The organism is Streptomyces sp. NBC_01571 (genome assembly GCF_026339875.1).
Taxonomy (GTDB): domain Bacteria; phylum Actinomycetota; class Actinomycetes; order Streptomycetales; family Streptomycetaceae; genus Streptomyces.
Genome location: NZ_JAPEPZ010000001.1, coordinates 5,331,319 through 5,357,064, shown reverse-complemented (window position 1 = coordinate 5,357,064; position 25,746 = coordinate 5,331,319). Strand labels below are relative to the sequence as shown.

The window sequence follows — 25,746 nt, the reverse complement described above, 5'->3', positions numbered from 1 at the left end:
TTTACAGGTCATGACGTGCTGCCTTCCGAGCATCGGCTGAGGCGGCGCGAGGACTTCGCGACCGCGGTACGCCGAGGACGCCGGGCCGGACGCCCGCTCCTCGTCGTCCACCTTCGTAGCGGTGCAACGGACCCGCACGCGCCTGGGGAGAGCGCTCCCCCGACGCGTGCGGGTTTCGTCGTGAGCAAAGCCGTGGGTGGAGCCGTCGTACGCAACGCGGTGAAGCGCAGGCTTCGCCATCTGATGCGTGACCGGGTCGGCCTGCTGGCCCCCGGTAGCCTGGTAGTCGTACGAGCGCTGCCCGGTGCGGGCGACGCCGACCATGAACAGCTGGCCCAAGACCTGGATGCCGCTCTTCAGCGGCTGCTGGGAGGGGGCGCGCGATGAAGTACCCGCTGCTGGCTCTCATCAAGCTGTACCAGTGGACGATCAGCCCGCTGCTGGGGCCGGTGTGCAAGTACTACCCGTCGTGCTCCCACTACGGCTACCAGGCCATCGACCGCCACGGTGCGATCAAGGGAACGGCACTCACCGCCTGGCGCATCCTCCGGTGCAATCCGTGGTCGCTGGGCGGGGTGGACCATGTTCCGCCGCGCAAGCGTCCGCGGTGGCACGAGATGGTGCGCGACGCCTGGCGCGCACGCAAGGGCGGAACCTCCGCCGCCGAACCGGCCACCGGGGAGACCACTGCCCCGGGCCCGGCCGCCGAGACTCCGTCCCATGCTCAAGGAGCCTGATTAGTGGACACGATTGCCGGTTTTTTCAGCTTCATCACGACACCTGTTTCCTGGGTCATCGTCCAGTTCCACTCCGTGTACGGGACGATCTTCGGTCCCGATACGGGCTGGGCCTGGGGCCTGTCGATCGTGTCCCTGGTGATCCTGATCCGTATCTGCCTGATCCCGCTCTTCGTGAAGCAGATCAAGGCCACTCGGGCCATGCAGACCCTGCAGCCCGAGATGAAGAAGATCCAGGAGCGCTACAAGAACGACAAGCAGCGTCAGTCCGAAGAGATGATGAAGCTGTACAAGGAGTCGGGCACCAACCCGCTCTCCTCGTGCCTTCCCATCCTGGCGCAGTCCCCGTTCTTCTTTGCCCTGTACCACGTGCTCAACGGCATCGCGACGGGCAAGACGATCGGCGTCATCGACGATCAGCTGCTCGCCAGCGCCCGTAAGGCGCACATCTTCGGTGCCCCGCTCGCCTCGAAGTTCACCGACAGCGCCGACAAGGTCGGCCAGCTCAGCGCTCACATCACGGACGTCCGTGTCGTCACCGCGATCATGATCGTGCTGATGTCGGGATCGCAGTTCTACACCCAGCGTCAGCTGATGACGAAGAACGTCGACACCACGGTGAAGACGCCCTTCATGCAGCAGCAGAAGATGCTGATGTACGTCTTCCCGGTCATGTTCGCCGTCTTCGGCATCAACTTCCCGGTCGGTGTCCTTGTCTACTGGCTCACCACCAACGTGTGGACCATGGGTCAGCAGATGTACGTCATCCGCAACAACCCGACTCCGGGCAGCAAGGCCCAGGCCGCGTACCTGGAGCGCCTGCAGAAGCACGTCACGCACCACGGCAAGACCCGCAACCGGCGCGAGAAGACCATCGTCAAGACGATCGTCGGCAAGGGCCGCGACCGCAACGAGTTCGAGCGCAAGTTCATCAACGGACTGACCAAGGCGGGCCTCGTAGCCCAGCCCGACGGCCTCGTGGTGAAGGGCGAGAGCGCGACGGTCGTCGAGACCGAGGACGGCACCACGATCACCACCGGCGGCGGTGCTCCCAAGCGCCAGCAGCCCAAGCGCCAGTCCAAGTCCCAGCGCCAGTCGAGCACGACGACCGGTACGGCGAAGACGACGGACGAGTCCGAACCGAAGACCTCGCTGGTCAAGTCCGACGAGCCGCAGGACGCCAAGGCCGCCCCCAAGCCGGCAGGCGGTGGCAGCAAGCCGGGCGCCGGTACCCGCAGCAAAGCCCAGTCAGGACAGCGCAAGGGCCCGCAGCGGCCCAAGTCCCCGTCCAAGAAGTAAGAAGGAGTCCATCCCGTGACGGAAGGCACCACCTCCGCCGCCGCCGAGGGCGACACCCTGTCCCGCCTGGAGCAGGAAGGCGAGATCGCGGCGGACTACCTCGAGGGTCTGCTGGACATCGCCGATCTCGACGGCGACATCGACATGGACGTCGAAGCCGACCGCGCCGCTGTCTCGATCATCAGCGACGTCGCCGGCCGTGATCTGCAGAAGCTCGTCGGCCGTGACGGCGAGGTGCTCGAGGCCCTCCAGGAGCTCACGCGCCTGGCCGTCCACCGGGAGACCGGGGACCGCAGCCGGCTGATGCTGGACATCGCGGGCTACCGGGCCAAGAAGCGCGAGGAGCTCTCCGAGCTCGGCGCCAAGACTGCGGCCGAGGTCAAGAGCTCCGGCGAGCCGGTGAAGATGAAGGCGATGACGCCCTTCGAGCGCAAGGTGGTCCACGACGCGGTGAAGGCCGCGGGTCTGCGCAGCGAGTCCGAGGGCGAGGAGCCGGAGCGCTTCGTCGTCGTGCTCCCCGCCTGATCGGTACGTATGTTCCCCCGGCCCCGTCTGTTGAGCAGGCGGGGCCGAACTTTGTCAGCCTGATAGTCCTGGTGGTCAGCGCTCAATGCGCTTATGCGGTACGGAAGGACGGTCCCCCGTGACGGAGGCAGCGGAGCTTCCTCCCGCGCCCGAACAGGCGCGTGAGGTATTCGGTGATCGTTTCGCGGACGCGGTCCGGTATGCGGAGCTCCTGGCGGAGGCCGGAGTGCAGCGGGGTCTGATCGGTCCCCGCGAAGTGCCCCGCCTGTGGGAACGGCACCTGCTGAACTGCGCGGTGCTCTCCGAGGTCGTACCCGAGGGCGTGACGGTGTGCGATGTCGGCTCGGGCGCCGGGCTGCCCGGTATTCCGCTCGCGCTCGTCCGCGAGGACATCAAGATCACGCTCCTTGAGCCGCTGCTGCGGCGCACGACCTTCCTCACCGAGGTCGTGGAGCTCCTCGGACTCGACCATGTGACGGTCGTCCGTGGTCGTGCGGAGGAGGTCATGGGCAAGCTTCCCCCTGTGCACGTGGTGACAGCGCGAGCCGTGGCCCCGCTGGACCGCCTGGCCACGTGGGGGATCCCCCTGCTGCGCCCGTACGGCGAGATGCTCGCGCTGAAGGGTGACACCGCGGAGGAAGAGCTGAAGAGCGCCACAACGGCACTCAGCAAGCTCGGTGCGGTCAAGACCTCCGTGCTCCACGTCGGCGAGGGAGTGGTTGATCCGCTGTCCACCGTCGTACGCGTCGAGGTCGGGGAGAGTCCGGGTGGTGTGCGTTTCGCGGCCAAGCGGGCCAAGGCGGCGCGCACCGGGCGAACGCGGCGCCGACGCTGATCCCACGAGGATGGTCGACCTGGACTCCCGGCTCCGCATGACGGAGCCGGGAGTTCTTCGTCACTGCGGCTGATCCGTCCTGACGACGAGCCGTACTCCACACAAGCTGCCCGACCATGTCACTCGGAGTGTCGCGCCGTCGTGGCCGTGGCGGCCTTGCATCGTGTTTCACGTGAAACGTCGCTCACTGTTGCACGGCATCATCAGTCGCGGCCGGGCCGCGGCCGAACCCCGCGACCGGCAGCCTCTCGGTTCACTCCGAGAGGGCGTGGAGGTGTCCACAGAGGTGGATTTCTCCACAGAAGCACGGGCCTCGCTGGTTCACGACCCCGAAGGCATGGGAGGCTCTGTTCATTGCGAGCCTGAAGTCGAGGAGAGTGAATCCTTGCGGTCCGACGCCAACATCGCGGGACCGATGACCGATCCGGTCCCCGGTCCCCGTACCGAGTCGATGGGGGCGGATGTTTCACGTGAAACACCGCCTCCGATGGACGACACTCCCATCGGTCGTGCTGCCCAATTGGCGGTGGAGGCGCTAGGTCGCGCCGGCGAGGGCCTGCCCCGGCCTGAGCAAACCCGCGTCATGGTGGTCGCCAACCAGAAGGGCGGGGTGGGTAAGACCACAACGACGGTCAACCTTGCCGCCTCGCTGGCCCTGCATGGCGGTCGGGTCCTCGTGATCGACCTCGACCCTCAAGGCAATGCCTCCACCGCGCTGGGTATCGACCACCACGCCGAGGTTCCTTCCATCTATGACGTACTGATCGACAGCAGACCGCTCTCCGAGGTCGTCCAGCCGGTCCCCGATGTGGAGGGACTCTTCTGCGCGCCTGCCACGATCGATCTCGCCGGTGCGGAGATCGAGCTGGTGTCCCTGGTGGCGCGCGAGAGCCGACTGGAACGAGCGATCCAGGCCTATGAGCAGCCGCTGGACTACATCCTCATCGACTGCCCGCCGTCGCTCGGTCTCCTGACGGTCAACGCCTTGGTGGCGGGCGCGGAGGTCCTCATCCCCATCCAGTGCGAGTACTACGCGCTGGAAGGCCTGGGGCAGCTCCTTCGCAACGTCGATCTGGTACGGGGCCACCTCAACCCCAACCTTCATGTCTCGACGATCCTGCTCACCATGTACGACGGCCGGACCCGCCTGGCGTCCCAGGTCGCGGACGAGGTGCGCAGCCACTTCGGCGAGGAGGTGCTGCGGACGAGCATTCCTCGCTCGGTCCGTATCTCCGAGGCCCCCAGTTACGGGCAGACGGTGCTGACCTACGATCCAGGATCTAGTGGTGCCCTCTCGTATCTTGAGGCCGCCCGAGAAATCGCCCTCCGAGGAGTCGGCGTGGCGTACGACGCGCAGAACGCCCATGTGGGCGTACAGAACAGTCAGAACATTGTGGAGGGGATCCAGTGAGCGAGCGACGACGAGGGCTGGGGCGGGGCCTCGGCGCACTGATCCCCGCGGCTCCGACAGGGGAGAAGGCGGCTTCCTCGCCGGTGGGTGGACTCTCCACCTCACCGTCGGGCGCACCCCTGCTGACCGCGGAGCGGGGAGTGGCGGCGGCGAAGGTGGCCACCCTGCCGCCTGTTTCACAGGAAACCGACGAGCCGTCGCCGAGCGGCGGCCCGGAGGCGCCCGCCGCGCCGGTCGGTGCGCACTTCGCCGAGCTGCCGCTCGACTTCATCACTCCGAACCCGCGTCAGCCCCGTGAGGTCTTCGACGAGGACGCTCTGTCCGAGCTCGTCACCTCCATCAAGGAGGTCGGGCTTCTCCAGCCCGTCGTCGTGCGCCAGGTGGGGCCGACGCGCTACGAGCTCATCATGGGCGAGCGGCGCTTCCGGGCCTGCCGTGAAGCCGGGCTCGACGCCATTCCGGCGATCGTGCGCGCCACCGAGGACGAGAAGCTCCTCCTGGACGCGCTGCTGGAGAACCTGCACCGTGCCCAGCTGAACCCGCTGGAAGAGGCCGCCGCCTACGACCAGCTGCTCCAGGACTTCAACTGCACGCACGACCAGCTGGCGGACCGGATCGGGCGCTCGCGCCCCCAGGTCTCCAACACCTTGCGTCTGCTGAAGCTGTCGCCGGCGGTCCAGCGCCGTGTCGCCGCCGGAGTTCTCTCCGCCGGGCACGCACGGGCTCTGCTCTCTGTCGCCGACTCGGAGGAGCAGGACCGGCTGGCCCACCGCATCGTGGCCGAAGGGCTGTCGGTGCGGGCCGTCGAGGAGATCGTCACCCTGATGGGATCCCGTCCGCAGACCGCTACGCGCTCCAAGGGGCCCCGGGCCGGTGCTCGGCTCTCCCCGGCGCTCAGTGATCTCGCCACGCGCCTCTCGGACCGCTTCGAGACACGGGTGAAGGTCGACCTGGGACAGAAGAAGGGGAAGATCACCGTCGAGTTCGCCTCGATGGACGACCTCGAGCGGATCCTCGGCTCGCTGGCCCCGGGCGAGGGACCCGTTCTGCAGAGGAGCCTCCTGGACGGCGACTCGGAGGACACGGAGGACTGAGCGTTCCGGGCCGGGAGATCAGGACTGAGCATCCCGGCCCGGGAGATCTCGGATCGACCGACCGCAAGAGCGGGTCATGTCCGGTGTGTACCGGAACACGGCCCGCTCTTTGCTTTCTGACGGTATCGATGGAATCGCATTCTGGATACGATGCGATCGGGTACGGCGCATTCACCTGGGGCACCTTCATCGGGGAGGCAGGGGCCATGCAAAGCGTGAGCCGTACCGGACTGGTGACCGCGGGCCTGGGCCTGGGAGCGGTCGGCGGGTTCGTCGGTAGCCTGCTCAGGGAGCGAAGCGCTCTGACTGCCGCCCGCGGGGTCGCGGGCGAAGGAAGCGAGGAACATCCTTCATGGGGCGTCGGCTCGTACCGCTCACGCTGGACAACCTTTCGGATCTGCCCCAGCGCTGTCGGGCGTGCGTCTTCTGGGAACTGGACCCCGTCAGTGGAGAAGCCGCGGTAAAGGCGGGAACGTCCGAGCTGGAGAAGGAGTCGTGGATCTCCGCTGTCCTGCTGGAATGGGGATCCTGCGGCCGCGTGGTCTATGTGGATGACGTGCCGGTCGGCTTCGTCCTGTACGCACCCCCGGCGTACGTCCCCCGCGCCACCGCGTTCCCCACGAGTCCGGTCTCACCGGACGCCGTCCAGCTGATGACCGCCTTCATCCTGCCGGGTTACCAGGGGCAGGGACTGGGCCGGGTGATGGTCCAGACGGTCGCCAAGGATCTGCTACGCCGGGGCTTCAAGGCGATCGAGGCCTTCGGGGACGCGCGCTGGAAGGAACCGGCCTGTGTACTGCCGGCGGACCATCTCCTGGCAGTGGGCTTCAAGACCGTCCGGCCCCACCCCGCGTACCCACGTCTGAGGCTGGAGCTGCGGACGACGCTCTCCTGGAAGGAGGACGTGGAGATGGCGCTGGACCGCCTCCTCGGGGTGGTACAGAAGGAACCGGCGCTTCGCCCGTTGTAGCCGGCGACGCGTCCGTAGTCGGCGCTCTGTACCTGTGATTGATGTCTGAGCCGGCAAAGCGAATGGGCCGGCCCTTCCGGGCCGGCCCATTCGTGTTTCACGTGAAACACACGCCGCTTGTGCGCGGCTGCTCACCGACTACTCGGTGATGAAGTCCTCGAGGTCCCGCACCAGTGCGGCCTTGGGCTTGGCGCCGACGATGGTCTTGGCGACTTCGCCACCCTGGTAGACGTTCAGAGTCGGGATGGACATGACGCCGTACTTGGCGGCCGTACCCGGGTTCTCATCGATGTTGAGCTTGACGATCTCGATCTTGTCGCCGTACTCGGCGGCGATCGCCTCGAGGGACGGCGCGATCTGGCGGCACGGACCGCACCAGGCGGCCCAGAAGTCCACCAGGACGGGCTTGTCGCTCTTGAGGACGTCCTGCTCGAAGGAATCGTCGGTTACGTGCTTGAGGGTGCCGGCCACGGCGGGCTCCTTAACTGGTTGGTGCGGTGGGGCGGACGGGGGTCAGACGGTGGCAGCAGCCGTGGCGGTCTCGCTGTCCGCGAGGGCGGCGAGGTAGCGCTCGGCGTCGAGGGCGGCGGAGCAGCCGGTGCCGGCCGCGGTGATGGCCTGGCGGTACGTGTGGTCGACGACGTCACCGGCGCCGAAGACACCGGTCAGGTTCGTGCGGGTCGAGGGCGCCTCGACCTTGAGGTAGCCCTCGTCGTCCAGGTTGAGCTGGCCCTTGAAGAGCTCGGTGCGCGGGTCGTGGCCGATCGCGATGAACAGACCGGTCACCGACAGGTCGGAGATCTCACCCGTCTTCAGGTTGCGCAGCTTCAGACCGGAGAGCTTGGGGTCGCCCTCGATCTCGGCGACTTCGCTGTCCCAGACGAACTTGATCTTCGGGTCTGCGAAGGCCCGCTCCTGCATGGCCTTGGAGGCACGCAGGCTGTCACGGCGGTGGACGATCGTCACGGACTTGGCGAAGCGGGAGAGGAAGGTCGCCTCCTCCATCGCGGTGTCACCGCCGCCGATCACGGCGATGTCCTGGTCCTTGAAGAAGAAGCCGTCACAGGTGGCACACCAGGAGACGCCGCGTCCGGAGAGGGCGTCCTCGCGGGGCAGGCCCAGCTTGCGGTGCTGCGAGCCCGTGGTGACGATGACGGCCTTGGCGCGGTGCACGGTCCCGGCGGTGTCCGTGACGGTCTTGATCTCTCCCGACAGATCGACGGCGACGATGTCGTCCGGCACCAGCTCAGCGCCGAAGCGCTCGGCCTGGGCGCGCATGTTGTCCATGAGCTCGGGGCCCATGATGCCGTCCTGGAAGCCGGGGAAGTTCTCCACCTCGGTGGTGTTCATCAGGGCGCCACCCGCGGTGACGGCGCCTTCGAAGACCAGCGGCTTCAGCGACGCGCGCGCGGTGTAGAGCGCTGCCGTGTAGCCGGCAGGCCCGGACCCGATGATGATCACGTTACGGACGTCGCTCACGGCTTCATTCCTCGTCTCTGGAGACTGCTACGTACTGCCGGTGGGAGCTTCTCTCAGAACTCTCACCCCACCCAACGGATACTAAGGGGCTTGCATTCCCGCTGTGTCCGGGCACACGGACATGGGGCACGGCACAGCGTTCCCATGGGGTTCCTGGGGAAGGGGCGACTCTACGGGCACGCGGTCAGGAGCGGGTGTACGAGTGGGTCAGCAGGAGCTTGCCGGGAGATGTTCCCCCGGGCTTCTCGCAGGCCGCGTCGACGATGTACGCCGTGACCTTCGCGCTGTCGGAGGTATCCGGCAGCACGACGAGATAGACACTCGTTCCCTTGTACGTGCCCTTTTCCGCGGCGAGGACGGCCCCGGTGCTTCCGGTCCCCTGCTGGATGCAGTCGGGGATCTCCACAGCGGGCGTGATCAAGGTGTCCACTCCGGCGGACCCGTTGTCCGCGCCATTGGACTCGACTCCCCACGGACGCTTCGAGCCGCCGGAGCGGTCGCGGCCGTTCTTGTTCTTCGCGAGGAGATCGGTGACCCGGGTCTGCAGCGTTCCTTCGGAGTAGGTGTTCTTCGACCCCTGCTGCGTTGTCGTAGGGCTCTTGCCGGAGCCGTCATCGCCCAGCGTCTGAAAGAGGATCGCGCCCAGCCCCAGCGCGGCGGCGGTGAACGCGGTGCCGAGGAGGGCTGCCTTGCGGCGTCCTGGACGTCCCCGACGCGAACGGCCCGGGCCGGTGGCCGCGTGGGGGTGTCCCGAGGGGCGGTTCACGGAAGGGGTGGTCTGCGTACCGGGGACGCCCGTGTCCGACGTTTCACGTGAATCGGGGTCTGATGTTTCACGTGAAACATCGAGGCGCTGATCGTCCGCCTCGGATGTATGGCCGGATGCCGCGGCGCTCAGCAGCGCCTCCGCGGCCAGTGCGGCGTCGATGCGGCCGGCTACCTCGTCGGGCATCCGTGCCGGTCCCGGCAGGGTGCCGAGCAGCCCACGGATCTCTTCCAGGGAGTCGTACACGTCGGCGCAGAGCGCACAGTCGTCCAGGTGCCGTCGAACGTCCGCGGTACGGGAGGGCGGGAGCAGACCTTCCGTGAGGTCGGAGATCTCCGCGACATCCGGGTGCCCGGCCGTATCCGTCGTGGATGTCACGCTCGCCCACCTCCGCCCTTCACAGCAGCTGAATCGCTTGGTCCTGGGTCATGGGGACCCGCGTCGTGCGGTCCCGCTGCCGGTGGGACGGATGCCCCCTGCGTCCGGTTCCTTCCGCCGTCCGATCTGTTGCCGCCCGTGCTGCTTCCGTTCTCCGAGCGAAGGTGGGTGAGCAACGGGAGCAGTCTGGCTCTGCCGCGGGCACAGCGGCTTTTCACAGTGCCGACGGGCACGTCGAGGACCGCTGCCGCCTCTGCCACGGGATAGCCCTGCATATCCACGAGGACGAGGGCGGCGCGCTGGTCGGCCGGGAGGGTGCCCAGGGCCGTCACCAGTTCGCGGTGCAGGTCGTTGCGCTCGGCCGGAGCTGAGGCGGACTCGTGGGGTTCGAGGAGCTGTTCCAGCCGTTCGGTGTCGTCGACCGGGGAGGTCTTCCGGGAGGCGGCCTTGCGGGCGCGGTCCAGGCAGGCGTTCACGGTGATGCGGTGCAGCCAGGTCGTGACGGCCGACTGGCCACGGAAGGTATGCGCGGCCCGGTAGGCGGAGACCAGCGCGTCCTGGACGGCGTCAGCGGCCTCCTCGCGGTCTCCCAGCGTGCGCAGGGCCACCGCCCAGAGCCGGTCGCGGTGACGCCGCACGAGCTCACCGAAGGCCTCCGGGTCGCCGTCTACGTGACGGGCGAGGAGGTCCTGATCGCTTGCATCGGCGTACGCGGCTTCATCGGCCATCGAACCCCCTCCCCCTACCTACGCGAGCGTCAGCCGGTGAACTTCACGTCGGTGATGGCCTGCTTGTAGCCGGCGTTGCTGTACTGGTCACCGGACGCGTAGGGCATCGCCGTGATCCAGAGCAGTACGTACTGGCTCTTCACCTTCTTGCTGACCGTGATCTTCGCGGTCGTACCACTCGTGGTGACGGTCCCGATCCTCGTCATCGAATCCACGGGCGTCGAAGAACTCGTCGAGTCGGTTGCGTACAGGCCGATCGTGGTGTGATCGCCGGGGTACCGGAGCCCTATCGAAGCCGCCGTGACGGTCTGCCGCGAGCCGAGGTCGTAGACGATGCCGACGCCGGGCTTGAAGGCCGGGTTCATCTGCGGACCGTCCACGAAGCTCTTGCTCCGCCAGTACGTCGAACTGGCCCCGTCGTACGTATTGCCCACGTCCCCGGCCGCCTGGGGGGCGCCCTTGGCAACGTACTCCTGGGCGTCCTTGATGGTGATCGGCTTGACCGGCTTGGTCTTCTCGCTGTTCTTGTCGTTGCCGTCCGTCGTCCGCGTCGGCTGGGTGTCGTCGGACTTGCCGTGATCCATCAGCGCGTCCGCGAGCTGCCAGCTGCCGAGGCCCAGGGCGGCGATGAGGAGGGCCGACACCGTCCACTTGAGGGCCTTGCCGGTGCGGCTCTGCAGCGGGGGCGGCGGGGTCGGCACCGACTGGGTGGCGTGCGGCGTGGGGCGGCCGTAGCTGCCCTGCTGGTACGACGTGCGCTGGTACTCCGGCGGCGCGGTGAACGCGGGCTCCGGCGGCCGGATGCGAGGCATCTCGGCGATCGCCTTGACCAGCTCCTCCGGTGTCGTGCACGGGGACTCGTGGCGAGAGGCTGTCGCGCCGTCGTTGGCGAGCGCGCGCATGGCGAGCTCGGACAGGCCGCGATGGACGCCGGCCCGCACCTGGTCCGGTGCGATCAGGCCGACACCCTTGGGCAGCCCCGACAGGCCGTACGCGTCGTTCTCGTACGGCCAGCGCTGGGTGAGCGCGGCGTACAGGAGCGCGCCGATCGCCTCGGTGTCCGTGCGCTGGGGGGTGTTGGAGCTGATGCCGCGCAGCGCGGCGTTCACCGCGAGCCCACGGATGCGCCACTGGCCGCTCGACGTGCGCAGCACAGCGCTCGGGGTCAGCCGCAGATGGGCGAGGCCCTCACGGTGTGCGGCGGCCATGGCCTGGGCGACCTGGGTGACCATCTGGTAGGCCTCGTGGACCTCCAGCGGGCCCGCGGCCAGGAGCGCCGTCAGCTCCGTGGCGTCCGGCAGCCATTCGTGGACGACATAGACGAGATCGTTCTCCTCGACCGCGTCCAGGACCTGGACGAAGCGGGGGTCGCCCAGCAGGGCGGAGGACCGGGCCGCCGCCAGTACCGAGCGGGCCCGCGGATGGTCGGCGGGCAGCAGATGCACACCGACGGCGCGGCGCAGCTTCTCGTCCACCGCACGCCAGCTGCTGAAGCCGTCCAGACGGGTGACGCACTCCTCGAGGCGATACCTCCTGGCCAGCTTGTGGCCGCTGTGCAGTTCCGGGGGTGAGACCTTCCCGGGACTCTCGGTCCCGCCGCTCCCCTGTGCCTCGTCGCTGTCCGTCTCCCGCTCCCGGTTCTGGGCCATCCCGTCGGACGTGGACTGGCCCGCCTTGGCGGTCAGCGGCTCATCGCCGCTGTTGTCTGCCACGTCGACGGCAGCCGTGCTCCGTTCCGCCACCGTCGTTCCCGCCTCCCCATTCATTGCGCACTGTCCGACGCAGAAACCAATTGTGCCCACAGTCCGGCGCTATGCACGACACACGACGACGGACGATGGTTGTGCGCGTACCCCCGCCTCAGCGCCCCAGGCGCCCGCGGACCATTCCGACCATGGAATTGAGTTCTTCGATGCGCATCTTCCGCGCGGCGACGTAGAAGACGCCGAACAGTACGACGCTGCCGCCGAGCAGGGCGGCGAACGATCCGCCGACCCCCTGTCCCAGCGTCTGTGCGATCCCGTAGCAGGCGGCGCCGCTGAGCAGTGCCGCCGGGACCGAGGCGATACCGAGCCTGGCGTAGGTGCGCAGGACACGGGCGCCGTCCAGGTCGCCGCCCAGCCTCTTGCGCAGCCTGTTCCAGGCGACGCCGACGCCGATCGCGTAGGCGAGGCCGTAGGAGGCGGCCATGCCGACGACGGCCCAGCGGGCGGGGAGCACGAAATAGCACACGGCCGAGGCCGCGGCGTTGAAGACCGCCACGATGACCGTGTTGTAGAAGGGGGTCCGGGTGTCCTCGTACGCGTAGAAGGCACGGAGCACGACGTACTGCACGGAGAACGGGATGAGGCCGAGGCCGAAGGCCATCAGCATGTAGCCCATGTTGGTGGCCGGAGCGATGCCCGAGGACCCGAAGATCAGGGTGCACATCGGAATGCCGAGGGAGAGGAAGCCGAAGGCGATCGGCACGATCGCGACAGCTGTCGTCCGCAGCCCCTGGGAGATGTCGTCGCGCACCGCCCCGCTGTCGCCCTCGTGGGCCGACCGGGAGATACGCGGCAGCAGGGCGGCCATCAGGGAGACCGTGATGATCGCCTGCGGCAGACCCCAGATCAGCTGGGCGTTGGCGTAGGCGGCGAAGCCGGTTCCCTTGACGGAGTGCTGTCCCGCGGCGGTGGACAGCTGGGTGACGACCATCGCGCCCGCCTGGTTGGCGAGGACGAAGAGCACGGTCCACTTGGCGAGCATCGCGGCCCTGCCGAGGCCGTGACCCTTCCAGTCGAAGCGCAGTCGCAGCCTGAACCCGGTCTCACGCAGATACGGGATCATCGCCAGGGCCTGGACGACGAGGCCGAGGAGTACGCCGACGCCGAGGAGCCGCTGGCCCTCCGGCGGGATGTTCTCGACGGACATGTCGGAGTTCGCGGCGGTGCCGTAGACCCAGATGAACATGCCGAGCGTCACGATGATGACGATGTTGTTCAGGACCGGGGTCCACATCATCGCGCCGAACTTGCCGCGGGCGTTGAGGACCTGCCCCATCACCACGTGGATGCCCATGAAGAAGATCGAGGGCAGGAAGTAGCGGGTGAAGGTGACGGCCACCTCGTTGGCGGCGGGGTTGGTGGCTACAGGGTTCGACAGCATGCGGACCAGAAGGGGCGCGGCGAGCATCGCGAGCGCGGTCAGCAGGCCGAGCGCCACCATGACCAGGGTCAGCAGGCGGTTGGCGAAGGCCTCGCCACCGTCGTCGTCGTCCTTCATCGCGCGCACCAGCTGCGGCACGAAGACGGAGTTGAGACCACCGCCCACGGTCAGGATGTAGATCATCGTGGGGAGCTGGTAGGCGACCTGGAAGGAGTCGCCCAGGAAGCCGAGCCCCAGCGCGGAGACGATCAGGGCGGAGCGGATGAAGCCGGTGAGCCGGGACACCAGGGTGCCGGCCGCCATGACGGCGCTCGACTTCAGCAGGCCCGAGGCGCGCCCGCCCTTCTTCGCGGCGGCCGTGGGGGTGGCCGGTGCCGTGGGGGTGAGCTGCATCGTCTGCTCGGACATCGGGGCGGGCGGCTGCGCCGCCGAGCCCTGGTGCACGGACGGTGCCTGTGCTTGTGCCGGGGCGGCCGTGGCCTCCATGGACGGTCGGATGCCGCCCTGCCGCTGGTCACGGAAGAGGTGGGCGAACGCGTCGGTCTCGGGCTGCTGGTCGGCGGCCTGCGTGACAAGGTCGTCGACGCCGACGAACTGGGTCGTGCGCGCGTCCTCGCCGTACGGCAGGTGCCGGCTGGGACCCGCCGGTTCCGGCGGGGGCGTCTGGGCCCACACACGAGGGTCGGGGGCGTGCTGGGCGGTGGGCGGCTGGGCGTAGAGCGGCTGCTGCGGGTAGTGCGTCCCGGCGGGCGGCGGGGGGTGCGCGGCACGGTCGTAGAGCGCCTCGGTCACCGGATCCTGGGCGGCGAGATCCTGAGCCCCGTACGGGTCCTGGTCGTAGGCGTCCTGGAAGTACATGTCCGGGTAGTGCCCCTGAGGCACCTGTCCGGGCTCGGCCGGAGGTCCCTCCGGGTAGCCCTCGGGGTAGCCGGAGTTCCCCGCGCCCTGCTCGGGGTGGCCCTCGGGGTAGCCCGAGCCGCCCGCGCCCTGGCCGCGGTCACCGTCGTACGGCGCGTTCATGGTTACCCCACCTCATCGTCCCCGGGCCCACCGGCCACGACATCGCTCAACGGTCCACTCTCTCACCCGTGCCGGACGGGTCGGTGCTTTCCGGTGCGGTGTCCGGTGCGGGGTCACTCGGGTGCTCCGGGGCGTCTGCCCCGGACTCCGACATGGACTCCCCGTCGGGACCGTCCTTGGAGCGCTCGGTGTCCTCAACAGTGTCTACGGTGCCTGCGGCGTTCTTGTTCACGCCGTTCACGCCGTCCTCGGCCGTGGCCCCGGCCGCGGTTCCGCCCTCGGCGTCCGGGGCGCCCGTGGCGTTCTTCTGCTCCTCCACGGCCTGCCGGGCCGCCGCGCGCTTGCGCTGCGTGTACATCCGGAACCCGGCGAGCACGAGCAGGAGCACGCCACCGCCGATGACCAGCATCACCGTGGGGGTGATCTCGGTGACCTTCACCTCGAAGTCGACGGAGTCACCGTATTTCTGGCCGTCCTCGGTGAACAGCTGGGCGGTCACCGTCACCGGACCGTTGGCCTTGGCGGAGGTGGTGAACTTCACCGACTGGCTGTGCTCGCCCGCGACCTGGATCTGCTGCTCGTAGTAGGCGCCGTTGCCGATCTTGAGGCGAGTGGGCTGCTTCGACGTGAGGCGCAGTACCAGGTGGTGGACGCCCTGCACGAGGTTGTTCTGCACCGTCACCGGGATCGTGGCACTGCGCCCCGACAGCTTCGCGTCGGACTTCTTGATCAGCTTCACGAGACCGGTGAGGTCGTCGAGGTATCCCCTGACTCCGTCGCGGAAGGCCTCCCCCTGGTCTTTGCGGCCGCGCCAGGATGTCGACATCCCCCGGTCTATGGCCCGACCGAACGGAGTCACCACGCGGGACTTGTCGGTGAGGATGACCTTGAACTTGCCGAGGTTGCCTTGAGTGTCCTGGATCGTCACGAAGTCCGAGGTCTGGAGTTCCTGATTCTTCAGGGAATGCGGGTACAGGGACCCCGAGGGGATCCTTGTCGTGGCGTCCGGGTCCGGTTTGGCCTTGGCGGCCGCCGACAGGCTCTGGGCTTCGGACCAGTTTCCGTTCTGGAGCGCCTTCACCGCCGTCGCCATCGTCTGCGCCTGGCTCGCGGACGGCATGCGCTGCGGCGCGACGACGATGCTGCGCTGGTCGTTCGGCTCCTGGAGGTTGAGCGCGAGAGCCTGCGCCAGGAACTCCTGAACGGCCAGCGTGGAATCCTCGGCCTTCGTCATGCCGCCCTGGAACTCGGTCGACAGCCGGTAGTCCGAGACCACCGCCGTCGTGCCGCCGCCGATGGGGCGGGCCGCACTGGGGGTGTAGGTCAGATCGCCGGTCTCGCGGAGGCTGTCGCTGCGGGCGATCACCTTGTCGGCACCCGCGGAGGTGGCGACCTTGATGATCGACGGGTCGACGGCGCCGTTCACGGGCCACGCGAAGTCGGTCTCCGGCTTCACGTGGATGATCGTGTCCACGGTGTCGGAGGCCACGTCGGTGGCGTCCTTGAGGTGATTCAGGGAGCCGGCGACGTCCGTGCCGTGGTGCGCCAGCGAGGCGAGGTCGGGGTCGGCGAAGGGGAGTGCGACCACTTCCTTGCCGGAGACCGTCTTCTCGAGCTTGTCGAGCCACTCCTTGGCGACGGCCTGGTTCTCGCCGGCCGTCGTGGTGTCGCCGTCCTGGATCCGGTAGTTGCGCGTCATGGCGTCGACGGAGGCCAGCAGGTCCGGGTCGAGGACCCAGGTGACGTCGAGATCGCCGCCCAGCGACAGGAGCTGGTCGAGGCGGCCACCGGGGGCGATCTCCTTGGCCAGCTCGTCGTTCTGGAAGACGGGGGTCTGCTGGGCGTCCGAGCCGGTTTCCGCCCTGAGGTGGACCGTAGAGATCAGCGGCCAGAGATACGTCGTCTTCGTCCTGGTGTCCGCGCCCTCGGGCTGCCAGGGCAGGAACGTCCTCTCGATCCCGAGCACGTGCTCCCACGGTTCCGCGGAGGTCTGGCCCGACAGGGAGACGGCCAGCTGGTACACCCCGTCGGAGCCGAGGTCGAGCTCCTTGACAGGCACCGAGATGCTGAACCGCTGCGAGACGCCGGCGGGGAGCTCCGAGAACTTCTGGACGTACTTGCCACCGACCTCCAGGGGGTCGAGCCCCGGCTGGAACCCGGTGCGCTCGGCGGCGTCGTCGATGGCCACCCGGCCGCTGAGGGAGGGGCCCACCCGTAGCCCCACGTGAGCGCCGGTCACCGTCTGCTTGCCCTTGTTGGTGATCGACCCGGAGACGGTGACCGTGTCGCCGTCCGTGGGGGCGCTGGGGCTCAGGGAGTCCAGGGAGACGTCGACCGTCCGGGACCCGCTGGCGGCGGCCACAGAGGCCGTTTCCGCGGCGTGTGCGGCCGGAGAGGCGGGTAGCTGGAGCAGTCCGGCCAGTAGGGGCGCCCCGGCCAGCAGCGCGCCGGTGCGCCGCAACCACCGGTGGGCAGGTGAGGGACTCGTCCCCTGGAAGTCTGCCGCCTCGGCCACGCGCTCGCCCGTCCCTCGTCGTCGTCAGTGGTCGTCGGAATGTGCGTCCACGCATGGTAACGATGCGCGCTGAGAGGAAGTGCCGCGGAGTGCTCCACAAGATCGGGAGACTGGGCCGACTGTCCCGTATGTGCGTGTATTGAGGCGCGTGTAAAGGGGAGGACGCCTGTGCACGTTTTATGGAGGCGCCCCGGGGTGCCCCGGCCACGTACCCTTTTCTGTTGTGCCGAACGCCAACGAAGACAATCCCAGTGCCCTGAGCCAGGTGCAGCACCGCGCGGTGAGTGAACTGCTGCGGGTGTCCCCTGTCGCCGACGACCTCGCCCTCCGGTTCCAGGAGGCCGGGTTCTCCCTCGCCCTCGTCGGCGGCTCGGTCCGGGACGCGCTCCTCGGCCGGCTCGGCAACGACCTGGACTTCACCACGGATGCCCGGCCCGAGGACGTACTGAAGATCGTGCGGCCCTGGGCGGACGCCGTCTGGGAGGTCGGGATCGCCTTCGGCACCGTCGGCGCCCAGAAGGACGCCCTCGTGGACGGCGTACAGCAGTCGTTCCAGATCGAGATCACGACGTACCGCTCCGAGGCGTACGACCGGACGTCCCGCAAGCCCGAGGTGTCCTACGGCGACTCGATCGAGGAAGACCTCGTGCGCCGTGATTTCACCGTGAACGCGATGGCTGTCGCGCTGCCGGAGAAGAAGTTCATCGACCCGCACGGCGGCCGGGACGACCTGGCCGCCCGGGTGCTGCGCACCCCGGGAACGCCCGAGCAGTCCTTCTCCGACGATCCACTGCGGATGATGCGTGCCGCCAGGTTCGCGGCTCAGCTCGACTTCGAGGTGGCCCCGGACGTCGTCGCGGCGATGACGGACATGGCAGGACGTATCGAGATCGTCTCGGCGGAACGGGTACGGGACGAGCTCAACAAGCTCCTTCTCTCCGCGCACCCGCGCAAGGGCCTGACGCTGCTCGTCGACACCGGTCTCTCGGCCCATGTGCTGCCCGAGCTGCCGGCCCTGCGGCTGGAACGTGACGAGCACCACCGGCACAAGGACGTCTACGATCACACCCTGATCGTCCTGGAACAGGCCATGGAGCTCGAGGAGAACGGCTCCGACCTGGTCCTGAGACTGGCCGCGCTGTTGCATGACATCGGCAAGCCGAGGACCCGGCGCTTCGAGCAGGACGGAAGGGTCTCCTTCCATCACCACGAGATGGTGGGCGCGAAGATGACCAAGAAGCGGATGTCGGAGCTCAAGTACTCGAACGAGCTCGTGAAGGACGTCTCCCGACTGGTCGAACTTCATCTGCGGTTCCACGGGTACGGCACCGGTGAATGGACCGATTCCGCGGTCCGTCGGTACGTACGGGACGCGGGGCCGCTCCTCGACCGTCTTCACAAGCTGACCCGCTCCGACTGCACCACCCGTAACAAGCGCAAGGCGACCGCACTCTCGCGTGCGTACGACGGCCTGGAGGAGCGCATCGCCCGGCTTCAGGAGCAGGAGGAGCTGGACGCGATCCGGCCCGATCTCGACGGCAACCAGATCATGGAGATCCTGGGTATCGGCCCGGGCCCGGCGATCGGCCAGGCGTACAAGTTCCTGCTGGAGCTCCGACTGGAGAACGGCCCGATGGAACACGACGCGGCAGTGGCGGCGCTCAAGGAGTGGTGGTCCGAGCAGGGCTGAGGCTCAAGGCCGTGGGTCATGTTTCACGTGAAACATGACCCACGGGTGAGCGAGGGAGAGTGGCGAGGGGTGGTGTTTCACGTGAAACACCACCCCTCGCCGTATGTGAACGGTGCCGCTACTTGTTCTCCTTCAGGCACAGCACCACGTCGTGGCCACCGCCCGACTGGATGTAGGCGATCGTCGAGTCCGTGACGTCCTTGCACTTGTTTTCGTCGCTGGTGTCGTCGAACTTCTCGACGACCTTGTACTGGGCGTCACCCGAGGAGCAGTCGACCGTCTTGAGGTCGGCCTTGGAGTCCGTGCCGTCGTTGTGCATGCAGTTGCCGACCGACGCGGTCTCCGCGTCGTTCTGGCCGAGGTACCACTTCACCCCGTACAGAGCCACGGCGACGAGTATCAGCGCGACGATGCGCAGCGCTTTCTTGCCGCCCCGCTTGGCCGGGCTGGGGGCCGGCGGCGGCACCGGGGCACCCTGGTTGGGGAACGGCGCGTAGGGCTGCTGCGGGGGAACCCCGGGCTGGACGGGCTGCTGCCCCATGGGAGCGGTGGGCTGCTGGGCGTACGGGTTCTGGCCGTGGGGCGGCGGAGTAGTCATTCGGGGTCCCCCCTGGAACCTAGGCGCGTGGCGCGAAATAAGACTCACGTAAGTTACCGGGAGCCTGTGACAACGCAGTAGTCAGGAGGGGCTCTGTGTCATTGATGTGACACTGACTGGCGATCAAAACGGGCCATAGATAGAGCAACCGCGGCGTAGAGCAGGGCCACGGTGACGACCAGCGGAACCGAGCGGCCGTCAGAAGGCAGTATCAGTGCGGCCACCGCGGCCGCGCCGACGAACGCGACGTTGAACAGGACGTCGTAGACGGAGAAGATCCGGCCGCGGTAGCCGTCGTCGACCGAGGACTGCACCACGGTGTCGGTGGCTATCTTCGCGCCCTGTGTGGTCAGGCCCAGGACGAAGGAGGCGGCCAGCACAGGGGGCGGGGTGAAGTACAGGCCGAGAGCGGGCTCCAGGAGCGCGGCCGTACCGGCGCACACGAGGATCCAGCCCCTGGGGCCCAGTCGCCCCGCCGCCCAGGGCGTCACCACGGCCGCGGCGAAGAAGCCCGCCCCCGATATGCCCACGGCCAGCCCCAGCAGGGCGAGCCCGTCGTCCGAGCCGGACGACCAGGCGTACCGGCAGAGCATCAGCATCATGACCGTCAGGGCGCCATAGCAGAAGCGCATCAACGTCATGGCCAGGAGCGCCCAGGCGGCCTCCCGCCGCGCGGGCTCGGCGAGATGGCGCACGCCCGCCACCAGACCGCGGGCGGTGCCGGCGAGCGCCGTGCGCAGGTTCGGCCGCACCAAGTGCTGCTCCGGGCCGAGCAGTTCCGGCGAGATGCGCAGCGCGGCGAGCGCCGCGCACAGATAGAGGGCCGCCCCGACGAGCACGACCGCCGAGTCAGAGTCCGAGCCGACCAGTCGCACGACGAAGGCGAGGCCCCCGCCCGCGGTCGCGGCGAGTGTCCCGGCGGTGGGAGAGAGCGAGTTGGCGATCACCAGCCGGTCCGGGTCGACGACGCGGGGCAGGGCGGCCGAGAGACCCGCGAGGACGAAGCGGTTGACCGCGGTGACGCACAGCGCGGAGGCGTAGAAGAGCCAGGCGGGCACGTGGCTCAGCATCAGAACGGCCGTCAGGCACGCCAGCGCGGCCCGCAGCAGATTGCCGTACAGGAAGACCTGGCGGCGCCGCCAACGGTCCAGCAGGACGCCCGCGAAGGGGCCGATGAGGGAGTACGGGAGGAGCAGTACGGCCATCGCCGAGGCGATCGAGGCAGCGGAGGTCTGCTTCTCCGGGGAGAAGACGACGTAGGTGGCGAGCGCGACCTGGAAGACCCCGTCGGCGCCCTGGGACAGCAGGCGGACCCCGAGCAGACGTCGGAAGTTCTGGAGGCGCAGGAGGACGCGCAGATCACGCACGACGGCCATGGGGCACAGCCTCACATACGAGGAAGGTCCCCGGGTGAGTGACCCGGGGACCCTCGACGGGCAGGAGCGAAGTGCCCCTCGGCGCCGCGCGCGGCGTCCCACCGGCCCGCGGTGCCTTGTCCTACGGGCACTGCGGGCCGTGTCGGCCGGCGCTCGGCGCCTGTCTTTCTAGCGCTCGACCTCGCCCTTGATGAACTTCTCGACGTTGGCGAAGGCCTCGTCGTCGAAGTACTGGACCGGCGGGGACTTCATGAAGTAGGACGACGCCGACAGGATCGGGCCGCCGATGCCGCGGTCCTTGGCGATCTTCGCGGCGCGCAGGGCGTCGATGATGACACCGGCCGAGTTCGGGGAGTCCCAGACCTCGAGCTTGTACTCCAGGTTCAGCGGAACGTCACCGAAGGCACGGCCCTCGAGGCGGACGTACGCCCACTTGCGGTCGTCGAGCCAGGCCACGTAGTCCGAAGGACCGATGTGGACGTTCTTCTCGCCCAGGTCGCGGTCGGGGATCTGCGAGGTGACGGCCTGCGTCTTCGAGATCTTCTTGGACTCGAGGCGGTCGCGCTCCAGCATGTTCTTGAAGTCCATGTTGCCGCCGACGTTGAGCTGCATGGTGCGCTCGAGACGGACACCGCGGTCCTCGAACAGCTTCGCCATCACACGGTGCGTGATGGTGGCGCCGACCTGCGACTTGATGTCGTCGCCGACGATCGGGACACCGGCCTCGGTGAACTTGTCCGCCCACTCCTTGGTGCCGGCGATGAAGACCGGGAGGGCGTTGACGAAGGCGACCTTGGCGTCGATGGCGCACTGGGCGTAGAACTTCGCCGCGTTCTCGGAACCGACGGGCAGGTAGCAGACGAGGACGTCGACCTGCTTGTCCTTGAGGATCTGGACCACGTCGACCGGGGCCTCGGCGGACTCCTCGATGGTCATGCGGTAGTACTTACCGAGACCGTCCAGGGTGTGGCCGCGCTGAACCGTGATGCCCTTGTTGGGGACATCGCAGATCTTGATGGTGTTGTTCTCGCTGGCACCGATGGCGTCGGAGAGGTCGAGGCCGACCTTCTTCGCGTCGACGTCGAAGGCGGCGACGAACTCGACGTCACCGACGTGGTAGTCGCCGAACTGGACGTGCATCAGGCCGGGGACCTTGGTCGCCGGGTCGGCGTCCTTGTAGTACTCGACGCCCTGAACCAGCGAGGCGGCGCAGTTGCCCACGCCGACGATGGCTACGCGAACCGAACCCATTCCGGTTGCTCCCTGTGTGTACGAGGTGAAGCCCCGACTGGACCTCACGTGGTGGTGTCGTCGGACGGATCCGGTCGGGAGTCATCCCGGTGCCGGGGCAGGCCGCCCGTCTCTCCAGATGTGCTGTGCTGCGGAGCGGGACCGTCGGAGACACCTCGGGAGGTGCCTTCGGTGGCGGAACCCTTGATGTCCCGTCCCGCCCGCTCGCTTTCGATGAGCTCGTTCAGCCAGCGCACTTCGCGCTCCACGGACTCCATTCCGTGGCGCTGGAGCTCAAGGGTGTAGTCGTCGAGGCGCTCCCGGGTGCGTGCCAGAGAGGCGCGCATCTTCTCCAGGCGCTCCTCGAGCCGGCTGCGGCGGCCCTCCAGTACGCGCATGCGTACGTCGCGTGACGTCTGCCCGAAGAAGGCGAAACGAGCGGCGAAGTGCTCGTCCTCGTACGCGTCGGGACCCGTCTGCGAGAGCAACTCCTCGAAGTGTTCCTTACCTTCCGCCGTCAATCGGTAGACGATCTTGGCGCGACGCCCTGCGAGTGGTGCGGCGAGGGCGTCCTCTGGGGTGCTCCCCGATTCCTCGATCAACCAGCCGTTGGCGACCAGCGTCTTGAGGCAGGGGTAGAGCGTCCCGTAGCTGAACGCCCGGAACACACCGAGTGACGTATTGAGTCGTTTGCGCAGCTCATAGCCGTGCATCGGGGACTCGCGGAGCAGACCGAGAACGGCGAACTCGAGGATGCCGGAGCGCCGGCTCATGTCGCCTCCTGTCTGTCGCGGCCTCCTCGGCACGTTCTTTATGCCGAGCTGATGTATCGACTCGATACATCAGCACGATAGAACGGCCATGCGTCTGCGACAAGAGGGACCACGGTGAACGGCGTCACATCACCGATTCATACGAAGCAAGTTGCCTGATTTGAGGTGAACTTCGGAGCTAGGTGGGTTTTGACGGTGCGTAGTCTGTGCGCCATGCAAAACCACCGGGAACCGAGTGACGCCTGAGGACGTCTTCGTCCTCGGTGGAGTACGGGTGAATGTGTGATCGACCGCATCCGTACTTCGGGGGGACCGGAAACCAGCCGCCGTTTCCAGGCGCGCAAGGGTGCGCCTGCCCTAGGAGTAGTCGTTCGATGAGCGAGCACCGTCGCAAACCGCCGCAGCAGCAGGGCGGCGGACGTGCCGCGGCCCGGCGCGGCCAGCCCGGCCCGTCCGCAGGCCGCCGCGCGACACCGCGAGGCGCCACTGGGTCACCTTCCGACTCCTATGAGTCACCTTCCGGTTCCGGTGGGTCAGGGGGTGAGGAGGAGCGCCCGTACGGGGGCCGCGCCGAGGCCCGGCGCGCGGCACAGAGGAGCAGTGGCGGCGGACGCCGCAGAGGCACGGAAGCAGCCGGATCCGCGGGCCGGCGCGGCGGCCCGAACGGGCCCGGTCGTGGCCGTCCCTCGGGGCCCGTCAAGAAACGCTTCATCGACTACCCGCGCGCGGGCCGGTCGGGGGGTGCCCGCTGGGTGCCGTCATGGAAGCTGGTGTCGGGTCTGTTCATCGGCTTCGTCGGGAGCTTGGTGGCCGTGGCCGGCATCGGGTACGCGATGGTGAGCGTCCCCGACGTGGCGCACACTGCTGAGGCGCAGAACAACGTCTACTACTGGGCCGACGGCACCCAGATGGTCGCCACCGGTGGTGAGACGAACCGGCAGATCATCAACTACTCGCAGATCCCCGCGGCGATGCGCTACGCCGTCATCTCGCAGGAGAACAAGACCTTCGAGACCGACAGCGGCGTCGACCCGAAGGGCATCGCGCGTGCCTTCCTGAACATGGCCAGGGGCGGGCAGACGCAGGGTGGTTCCACCATCACCCAGCAGTACGTCAAGAACGCGATGCTGGACGACCAGTCGCAGACGATCTCCCGGAAGTTCAAGGAGATCTTCGTCTCGATCAAGGTGGGCGCCACGGTCAAGAAGGAAAAGATCATGGAGGGGTACCTGAACTCCGCGTACTACGGTCGCGGGGCGTACGGACTCCAGGCGGCCGCGCGCGCGTACTTCGACAAGGACGCCATCAAGCTCGACCCGAGCCAGTGCGCCTTCCTGGCGGCGATGCTCAAGGGCGCCACCTACTACGACCCGGCGGGCGCGACGTCGCTCGACCCGGCGGCCAACTCCGACGCCAACACGAGGCGGGCCACGGCCCAGTGGTCGGACACGCTGGACAAAGAGGTCAAGTACGGCCACCTGAGCGCTGCGAAGCGGGCCACGTTCAAAACACTTCCCAAGGCCCAGAATCCGCGTTCGAACACTCGGCTCAGCGGCCAGATCGGCTATCTCGTCGACCTCGCCAAGGGATACGTCGTCCACAACACCAAGATCACCGAGAACCTGCTCCAGCAGGGCGGCTTCTCGATCCATACGACCTTCGACAAGTCGAAGGTCAACGCCCTCGAAGCCGCTGTGAAGGAAGTCCGCAGCAAGAAGATCAACCCCAAGGTGCGGCCGGACACGGACAAGTTCGTCCAGTTCGGTGGGGCCTCGGTCGATCCGACCACGGGCGCGATCAAGGCCATCTACGGCGGTGAGGACGCGACCAAGCACTTCACCAACAACGCCGACCAGACCGGTGCCCAGGTGGGATCGACGTTCAAACCGTTCGTGCTCGCGGCCGCCATGCAGTGGGGCGTGAAGGATCCCGACGGGTCGGGACAGCGCAAGATCGCCTCTCCGAAGAGCCTGTACAGCGGCAAGAACAAACTCAAGATCAAGCAGTACGACCACTCCGTCTGGACCAACGAGGAGGGCAAGGAGTGGCTGCAGACCAACGACGGAAACGAGTCGTACAACCCGCCGAGCTACAAGATCGACCTGCGTGAGGCGATGCGGGAGTCCGTGAACTCCGCCTACGTCCAGCTCGGCATGGACGTGGGTACGGACAAGGTGGAGCAGGCCGCGCTCAAGGCTGGCATCCTCAAGACCAGCCTGGCGAGTTCCGCCTTCCCCTCGTTCTCCATCGGTACCTCCGACCCCAGCGCGATCCGTATGGCCGGTGCGTACGCCACCTTCGCGGACAGCGGACGCCAGCGCGAGCCCTACTCGGTCGAGAAGATCACCAGCAAGGACGGCGTGGTGTTCGAGCACCGGACCGTCGCCAAGGTGAAGGAAGCCTTCAGCCCGGAGGTCGCGGACAACGTCACCGACGTGCTGCGGACGGTCGTCGACAAGGGAACCGGTACCGCCGCGCGGCTGACCGGCCGCCAGGTGGCCGGCAAGACCGGTACCACCGACGGCAACAAGTCGGCCTGGTTCGTCGGGTACACCCCGCAGCTGTCGACCTCGATCGGCATGTACCGCCTGGACGACAACGCGAGCAGCAAGAACCGTACGTTCCTGGAGATGTACGGCACGGGCGGCGAGAAGAAGATCCACGGTGCGTCGTTCCCGGCCCAGATCTGGCACGACTACATGGAGACCGCGCTCAAGGGCCAGAAGGTGGAGAACTTCCCGCCGCCGCAGCCCATCGGCGAGGTCCTCAACGACACCCCGAGCCCGTCCGCGACCCCGTCGGCCACTTCGTCGCCCTCGACGAGCCCGACGCCGAGCGACACCCCCAGCCCGACGCTCAGCAACTCTCCCTCGCCCACGACGAGCGAGAGCTGCGGCAAGTTCGACTGGACCTGCGGTAACAACGGCGGGACGGACGCGGGTGGCAGCGGCAACGGCGGGACGGACGGAGGCGTCACCAACAGTCCCACGGCCACCGATACCGCCGGCAACGGCGGAGGCAACGGCAACGGAGGCGGCTTCATCCGGGGCCAGACCGGCTGAGTGAGGAACAACCGGGCCGAGCGACGTACGCGAGCCTGACGAAAGGGGGCCGACGGCACATGCCGTCGGCCCCATTCGCACGTGCGGCATCCGGTGTGTCGTTGATCACAAGC

21 protein-coding genes are annotated in these 25,746 nt (G+C 67.9%); 10 read left to right on the top strand and 11 right to left on the bottom strand.

Annotated features, from left to right (window positions below; all coding sequences use genetic code 11):
- The first annotated feature begins 15 nt into the window (after window positions 1-15).
- The 8 genes from rnpA to OHB41_RS24085 all read left to right on the top strand — a co-directional run bounded on the left by rnpA (window position 16) and on the right by OHB41_RS24085 (window position 6,871).
- Window positions 16-387, top strand: a complete 372-nt coding sequence (gene rnpA / locus OHB41_RS24120) for a ribonuclease P protein component (protein ID WP_168529052.1) — start codon at window positions 16-18, stop codon at window positions 385-387.
- Window positions 384-737, top strand: a complete 354-nt coding sequence (gene yidD / locus OHB41_RS24115; protein ID WP_168529051.1) for a membrane protein insertion efficiency factor YidD — start codon at window positions 384-386, stop codon at window positions 735-737. Before rnpA ends, yidD begins: the two co-directional genes overlap by 4 nt.
- A gap of 3 nt (window positions 738-740) precedes the next feature.
- Window positions 741-2,036 carry a membrane protein insertase YidC gene (gene yidC, locus OHB41_RS24110; RefSeq protein WP_266700283.1) on the top strand — a complete coding sequence of 432 codons (1,296 nt, stop codon included), beginning with the start codon at window positions 741-743 and terminating at the stop codon, window positions 2,034-2,036.
- A gap of 15 nt (window positions 2,037-2,051) precedes the next feature.
- On the top strand, window positions 2,052-2,561 hold the full coding sequence (locus OHB41_RS24105; protein ID WP_266700282.1) for a Jag family protein: 510 nt from the start codon (window positions 2,052-2,054) through the stop codon (window positions 2,559-2,561).
- 118 nt (window positions 2,562-2,679) lie between these two features.
- Window positions 2,680-3,396 carry a 16S rRNA (guanine(527)-N(7))-methyltransferase RsmG gene (gene rsmG, locus OHB41_RS24100; protein WP_266700281.1) on the top strand — a complete coding sequence of 239 codons (717 nt, stop codon included), beginning with the start codon at window positions 2,680-2,682 and terminating at the stop codon, window positions 3,394-3,396.
- 337 nt (window positions 3,397-3,733) lie between these two features.
- Window positions 3,734-4,807, top strand: coding sequence for a ParA family protein (locus OHB41_RS24095; protein ID WP_323138455.1), 1,074 nt, complete (start codon window positions 3,734-3,736; stop codon window positions 4,805-4,807).
- Complete coding sequence (locus tag OHB41_RS24090) at window positions 4,804-5,901, top strand: ParB/RepB/Spo0J family partition protein (RefSeq protein ID WP_266700280.1); 1,098 nt, start codon at window positions 4,804-4,806, stop codon at window positions 5,899-5,901. The genes OHB41_RS24095 and OHB41_RS24090 overlap by 4 nt, the downstream gene beginning before the upstream one ends.
- Before the next feature lie 352 nt (window positions 5,902-6,253).
- Entirely contained in the window at window positions 6,254-6,871 is a 618-nt protein-coding gene (locus OHB41_RS24085) for a GNAT family N-acetyltransferase (RefSeq protein WP_266700279.1), read from the top strand.
- 138 nt (window positions 6,872-7,009) lie between these two features.
- Here OHB41_RS24085 and trxA read toward each other — a convergent pair whose 3' ends face one another.
- The 7 genes from trxA to OHB41_RS24050 form a co-directional block, all read right to left on the bottom strand.
- Window positions 7,010-7,342 carry a thioredoxin gene (gene trxA / locus OHB41_RS24080; RefSeq protein WP_266700278.1) on the bottom strand — a complete coding sequence of 111 codons (333 nt, stop codon included), beginning with the start codon at window positions 7,340-7,342 and terminating at the stop codon, window positions 7,010-7,012.
- A gap of 42 nt (window positions 7,343-7,384) precedes the next feature.
- On the bottom strand, window positions 7,385-8,350 hold the full coding sequence (gene trxB, locus OHB41_RS24075) for a thioredoxin-disulfide reductase (RefSeq protein ID WP_266700277.1): 966 nt from the start codon (window positions 8,348-8,350) through the stop codon (window positions 7,385-7,387).
- Window positions 8,351-8,534: 184 nt separating this feature from the next.
- Complete coding sequence (locus OHB41_RS24070) at window positions 8,535-9,494, bottom strand: RsmA family anti-sigma factor (RefSeq protein ID WP_266700276.1); 960 nt, start codon at window positions 9,492-9,494, stop codon at window positions 8,535-8,537.
- Window positions 9,491-10,222 (bottom strand): RNA polymerase sigma factor SigM, encoded by a 732-nt coding sequence (gene sigM / locus OHB41_RS24065; RefSeq protein WP_266700275.1) that lies wholly within the window; start codon window positions 10,220-10,222, stop codon window positions 9,491-9,493. The genes OHB41_RS24070 and sigM overlap by 4 nt, the downstream gene beginning before the upstream one ends.
- 29 nt (window positions 10,223-10,251) lie before the next feature.
- On the bottom strand, window positions 10,252-11,964 hold the full coding sequence (locus OHB41_RS24060) for a protein kinase family protein (protein ID WP_266700274.1): 1,713 nt from the start codon (window positions 11,962-11,964) through the stop codon (window positions 10,252-10,254).
- A gap of 118 nt (window positions 11,965-12,082) precedes the next feature.
- Window positions 12,083-14,389 (bottom strand): murein biosynthesis integral membrane protein MurJ, encoded by a 2,307-nt coding sequence (gene murJ / locus OHB41_RS24055; protein WP_266700273.1) that lies wholly within the window; start codon window positions 14,387-14,389, stop codon window positions 12,083-12,085.
- Window positions 14,390-14,435: 46 nt separating this feature from the next.
- Window positions 14,436-16,904: a DUF6049 family protein gene (locus OHB41_RS24050; protein WP_266700272.1), complete on the bottom strand. Its 2,469-nt coding sequence runs from the start codon at window positions 16,902-16,904 to the stop codon at window positions 14,436-14,438.
- Between the two features lie 223 nt (window positions 16,905-17,127).
- Between OHB41_RS24050 and OHB41_RS24045 the strand changes: the two genes are divergently transcribed.
- Entirely contained in the window at window positions 17,128-18,594 is a 1,467-nt protein-coding gene (locus OHB41_RS24045; protein WP_266700271.1) for a CCA tRNA nucleotidyltransferase, read from the top strand.
- Between the two features lie 118 nt (window positions 18,595-18,712).
- Here the strand turns inward: OHB41_RS24045 and OHB41_RS24040 are convergent, their stop codons facing one another.
- From OHB41_RS24040 to OHB41_RS24025, 4 genes are all read right to left on the bottom strand, one after another.
- Entirely contained in the window at window positions 18,713-19,192 is a 480-nt protein-coding gene (locus OHB41_RS24040) for an LppU/SCO3897 family protein (protein ID WP_266700270.1), read from the bottom strand.
- A 98-nt stretch (window positions 19,193-19,290) separates the two neighbouring features.
- Window positions 19,291-20,568, bottom strand: coding sequence for an MFS transporter (locus tag OHB41_RS24035; RefSeq protein ID WP_266700269.1), 1,278 nt, complete (start codon window positions 20,566-20,568; stop codon window positions 19,291-19,293).
- A gap of 168 nt (window positions 20,569-20,736) precedes the next feature.
- Complete coding sequence (locus OHB41_RS24030) at window positions 20,737-21,819, bottom strand: inositol-3-phosphate synthase (protein WP_266700268.1); 1,083 nt, start codon at window positions 21,817-21,819, stop codon at window positions 20,737-20,739.
- A gap of 44 nt (window positions 21,820-21,863) precedes the next feature.
- Entirely contained in the window at window positions 21,864-22,571 is a 708-nt protein-coding gene (locus OHB41_RS24025; protein WP_266700267.1) for a PadR family transcriptional regulator, read from the bottom strand.
- A 374-nt stretch (window positions 22,572-22,945) separates the two neighbouring features.
- Here OHB41_RS24025 and OHB41_RS24020 point away from each other — a divergent pair, with 374 nt between their 5' ends.
- Window positions 22,946-25,633, top strand: a complete 2,688-nt coding sequence (locus tag OHB41_RS24020) for a transglycosylase domain-containing protein (protein ID WP_266700266.1) — start codon at window positions 22,946-22,948, stop codon at window positions 25,631-25,633.
- The last annotated feature ends 113 nt before the right edge of the window (window positions 25,634-25,746 follow it).

Bases quoted from the DNA above. Each gene is read 5' to 3' on its own strand.
- yidD (WP_168529051.1), top strand. From the start codon at position 384: ATGAAGTACCCGCTGCTGGCTCTCATCAAGCTGTACCAGTGGACGATC.
- OHB41_RS24085 (WP_266700279.1), top strand. From the start codon at position 6,254: ATGGGGCGTCGGCTCGTACCGCTCACGCTGGACAACCTTTCGGATCTG.
- OHB41_RS24035 (WP_266700269.1), bottom strand. From the start codon at position 20,568: ATGGCCGTCGTGCGTGATCTGCGCGTCCTCCTGCGCCTCCAGAACTTC.
- sigM (WP_266700275.1), bottom strand. From the start codon at position 10,222: ATGGCCGATGAAGCCGCGTACGCCGATGCAAGCGATCAGGACCTCCTC.
- OHB41_RS24025 (WP_266700267.1), bottom strand. From the start codon at position 22,571: ATGAGCCGGCGCTCCGGCATCCTCGAGTTCGCCGTTCTCGGTCTGCTC.
- OHB41_RS24020 (WP_266700266.1), top strand. From the start codon at position 22,946: ATGAGCGAGCACCGTCGCAAACCGCCGCAGCAGCAGGGCGGCGGACGT.
- OHB41_RS24040 (WP_266700270.1), bottom strand. From the start codon at position 19,192: ATGACTACTCCGCCGCCCCACGGCCAGAACCCGTACGCCCAGCAGCCC.
- murJ (WP_266700273.1), bottom strand. From the start codon at position 14,389: ATGAACGCGCCGTACGACGGTGACCGCGGCCAGGGCGCGGGCGGCTCG.
- OHB41_RS24095 (WP_323138455.1), top strand. From the start codon at position 3,734: ATGGGAGGCTCTGTTCATTGCGAGCCTGAAGTCGAGGAGAGTGAATCC.
- OHB41_RS24030 (WP_266700268.1), bottom strand. From the start codon at position 21,819: ATGGGTTCGGTTCGCGTAGCCATCGTCGGCGTGGGCAACTGCGCCGCC.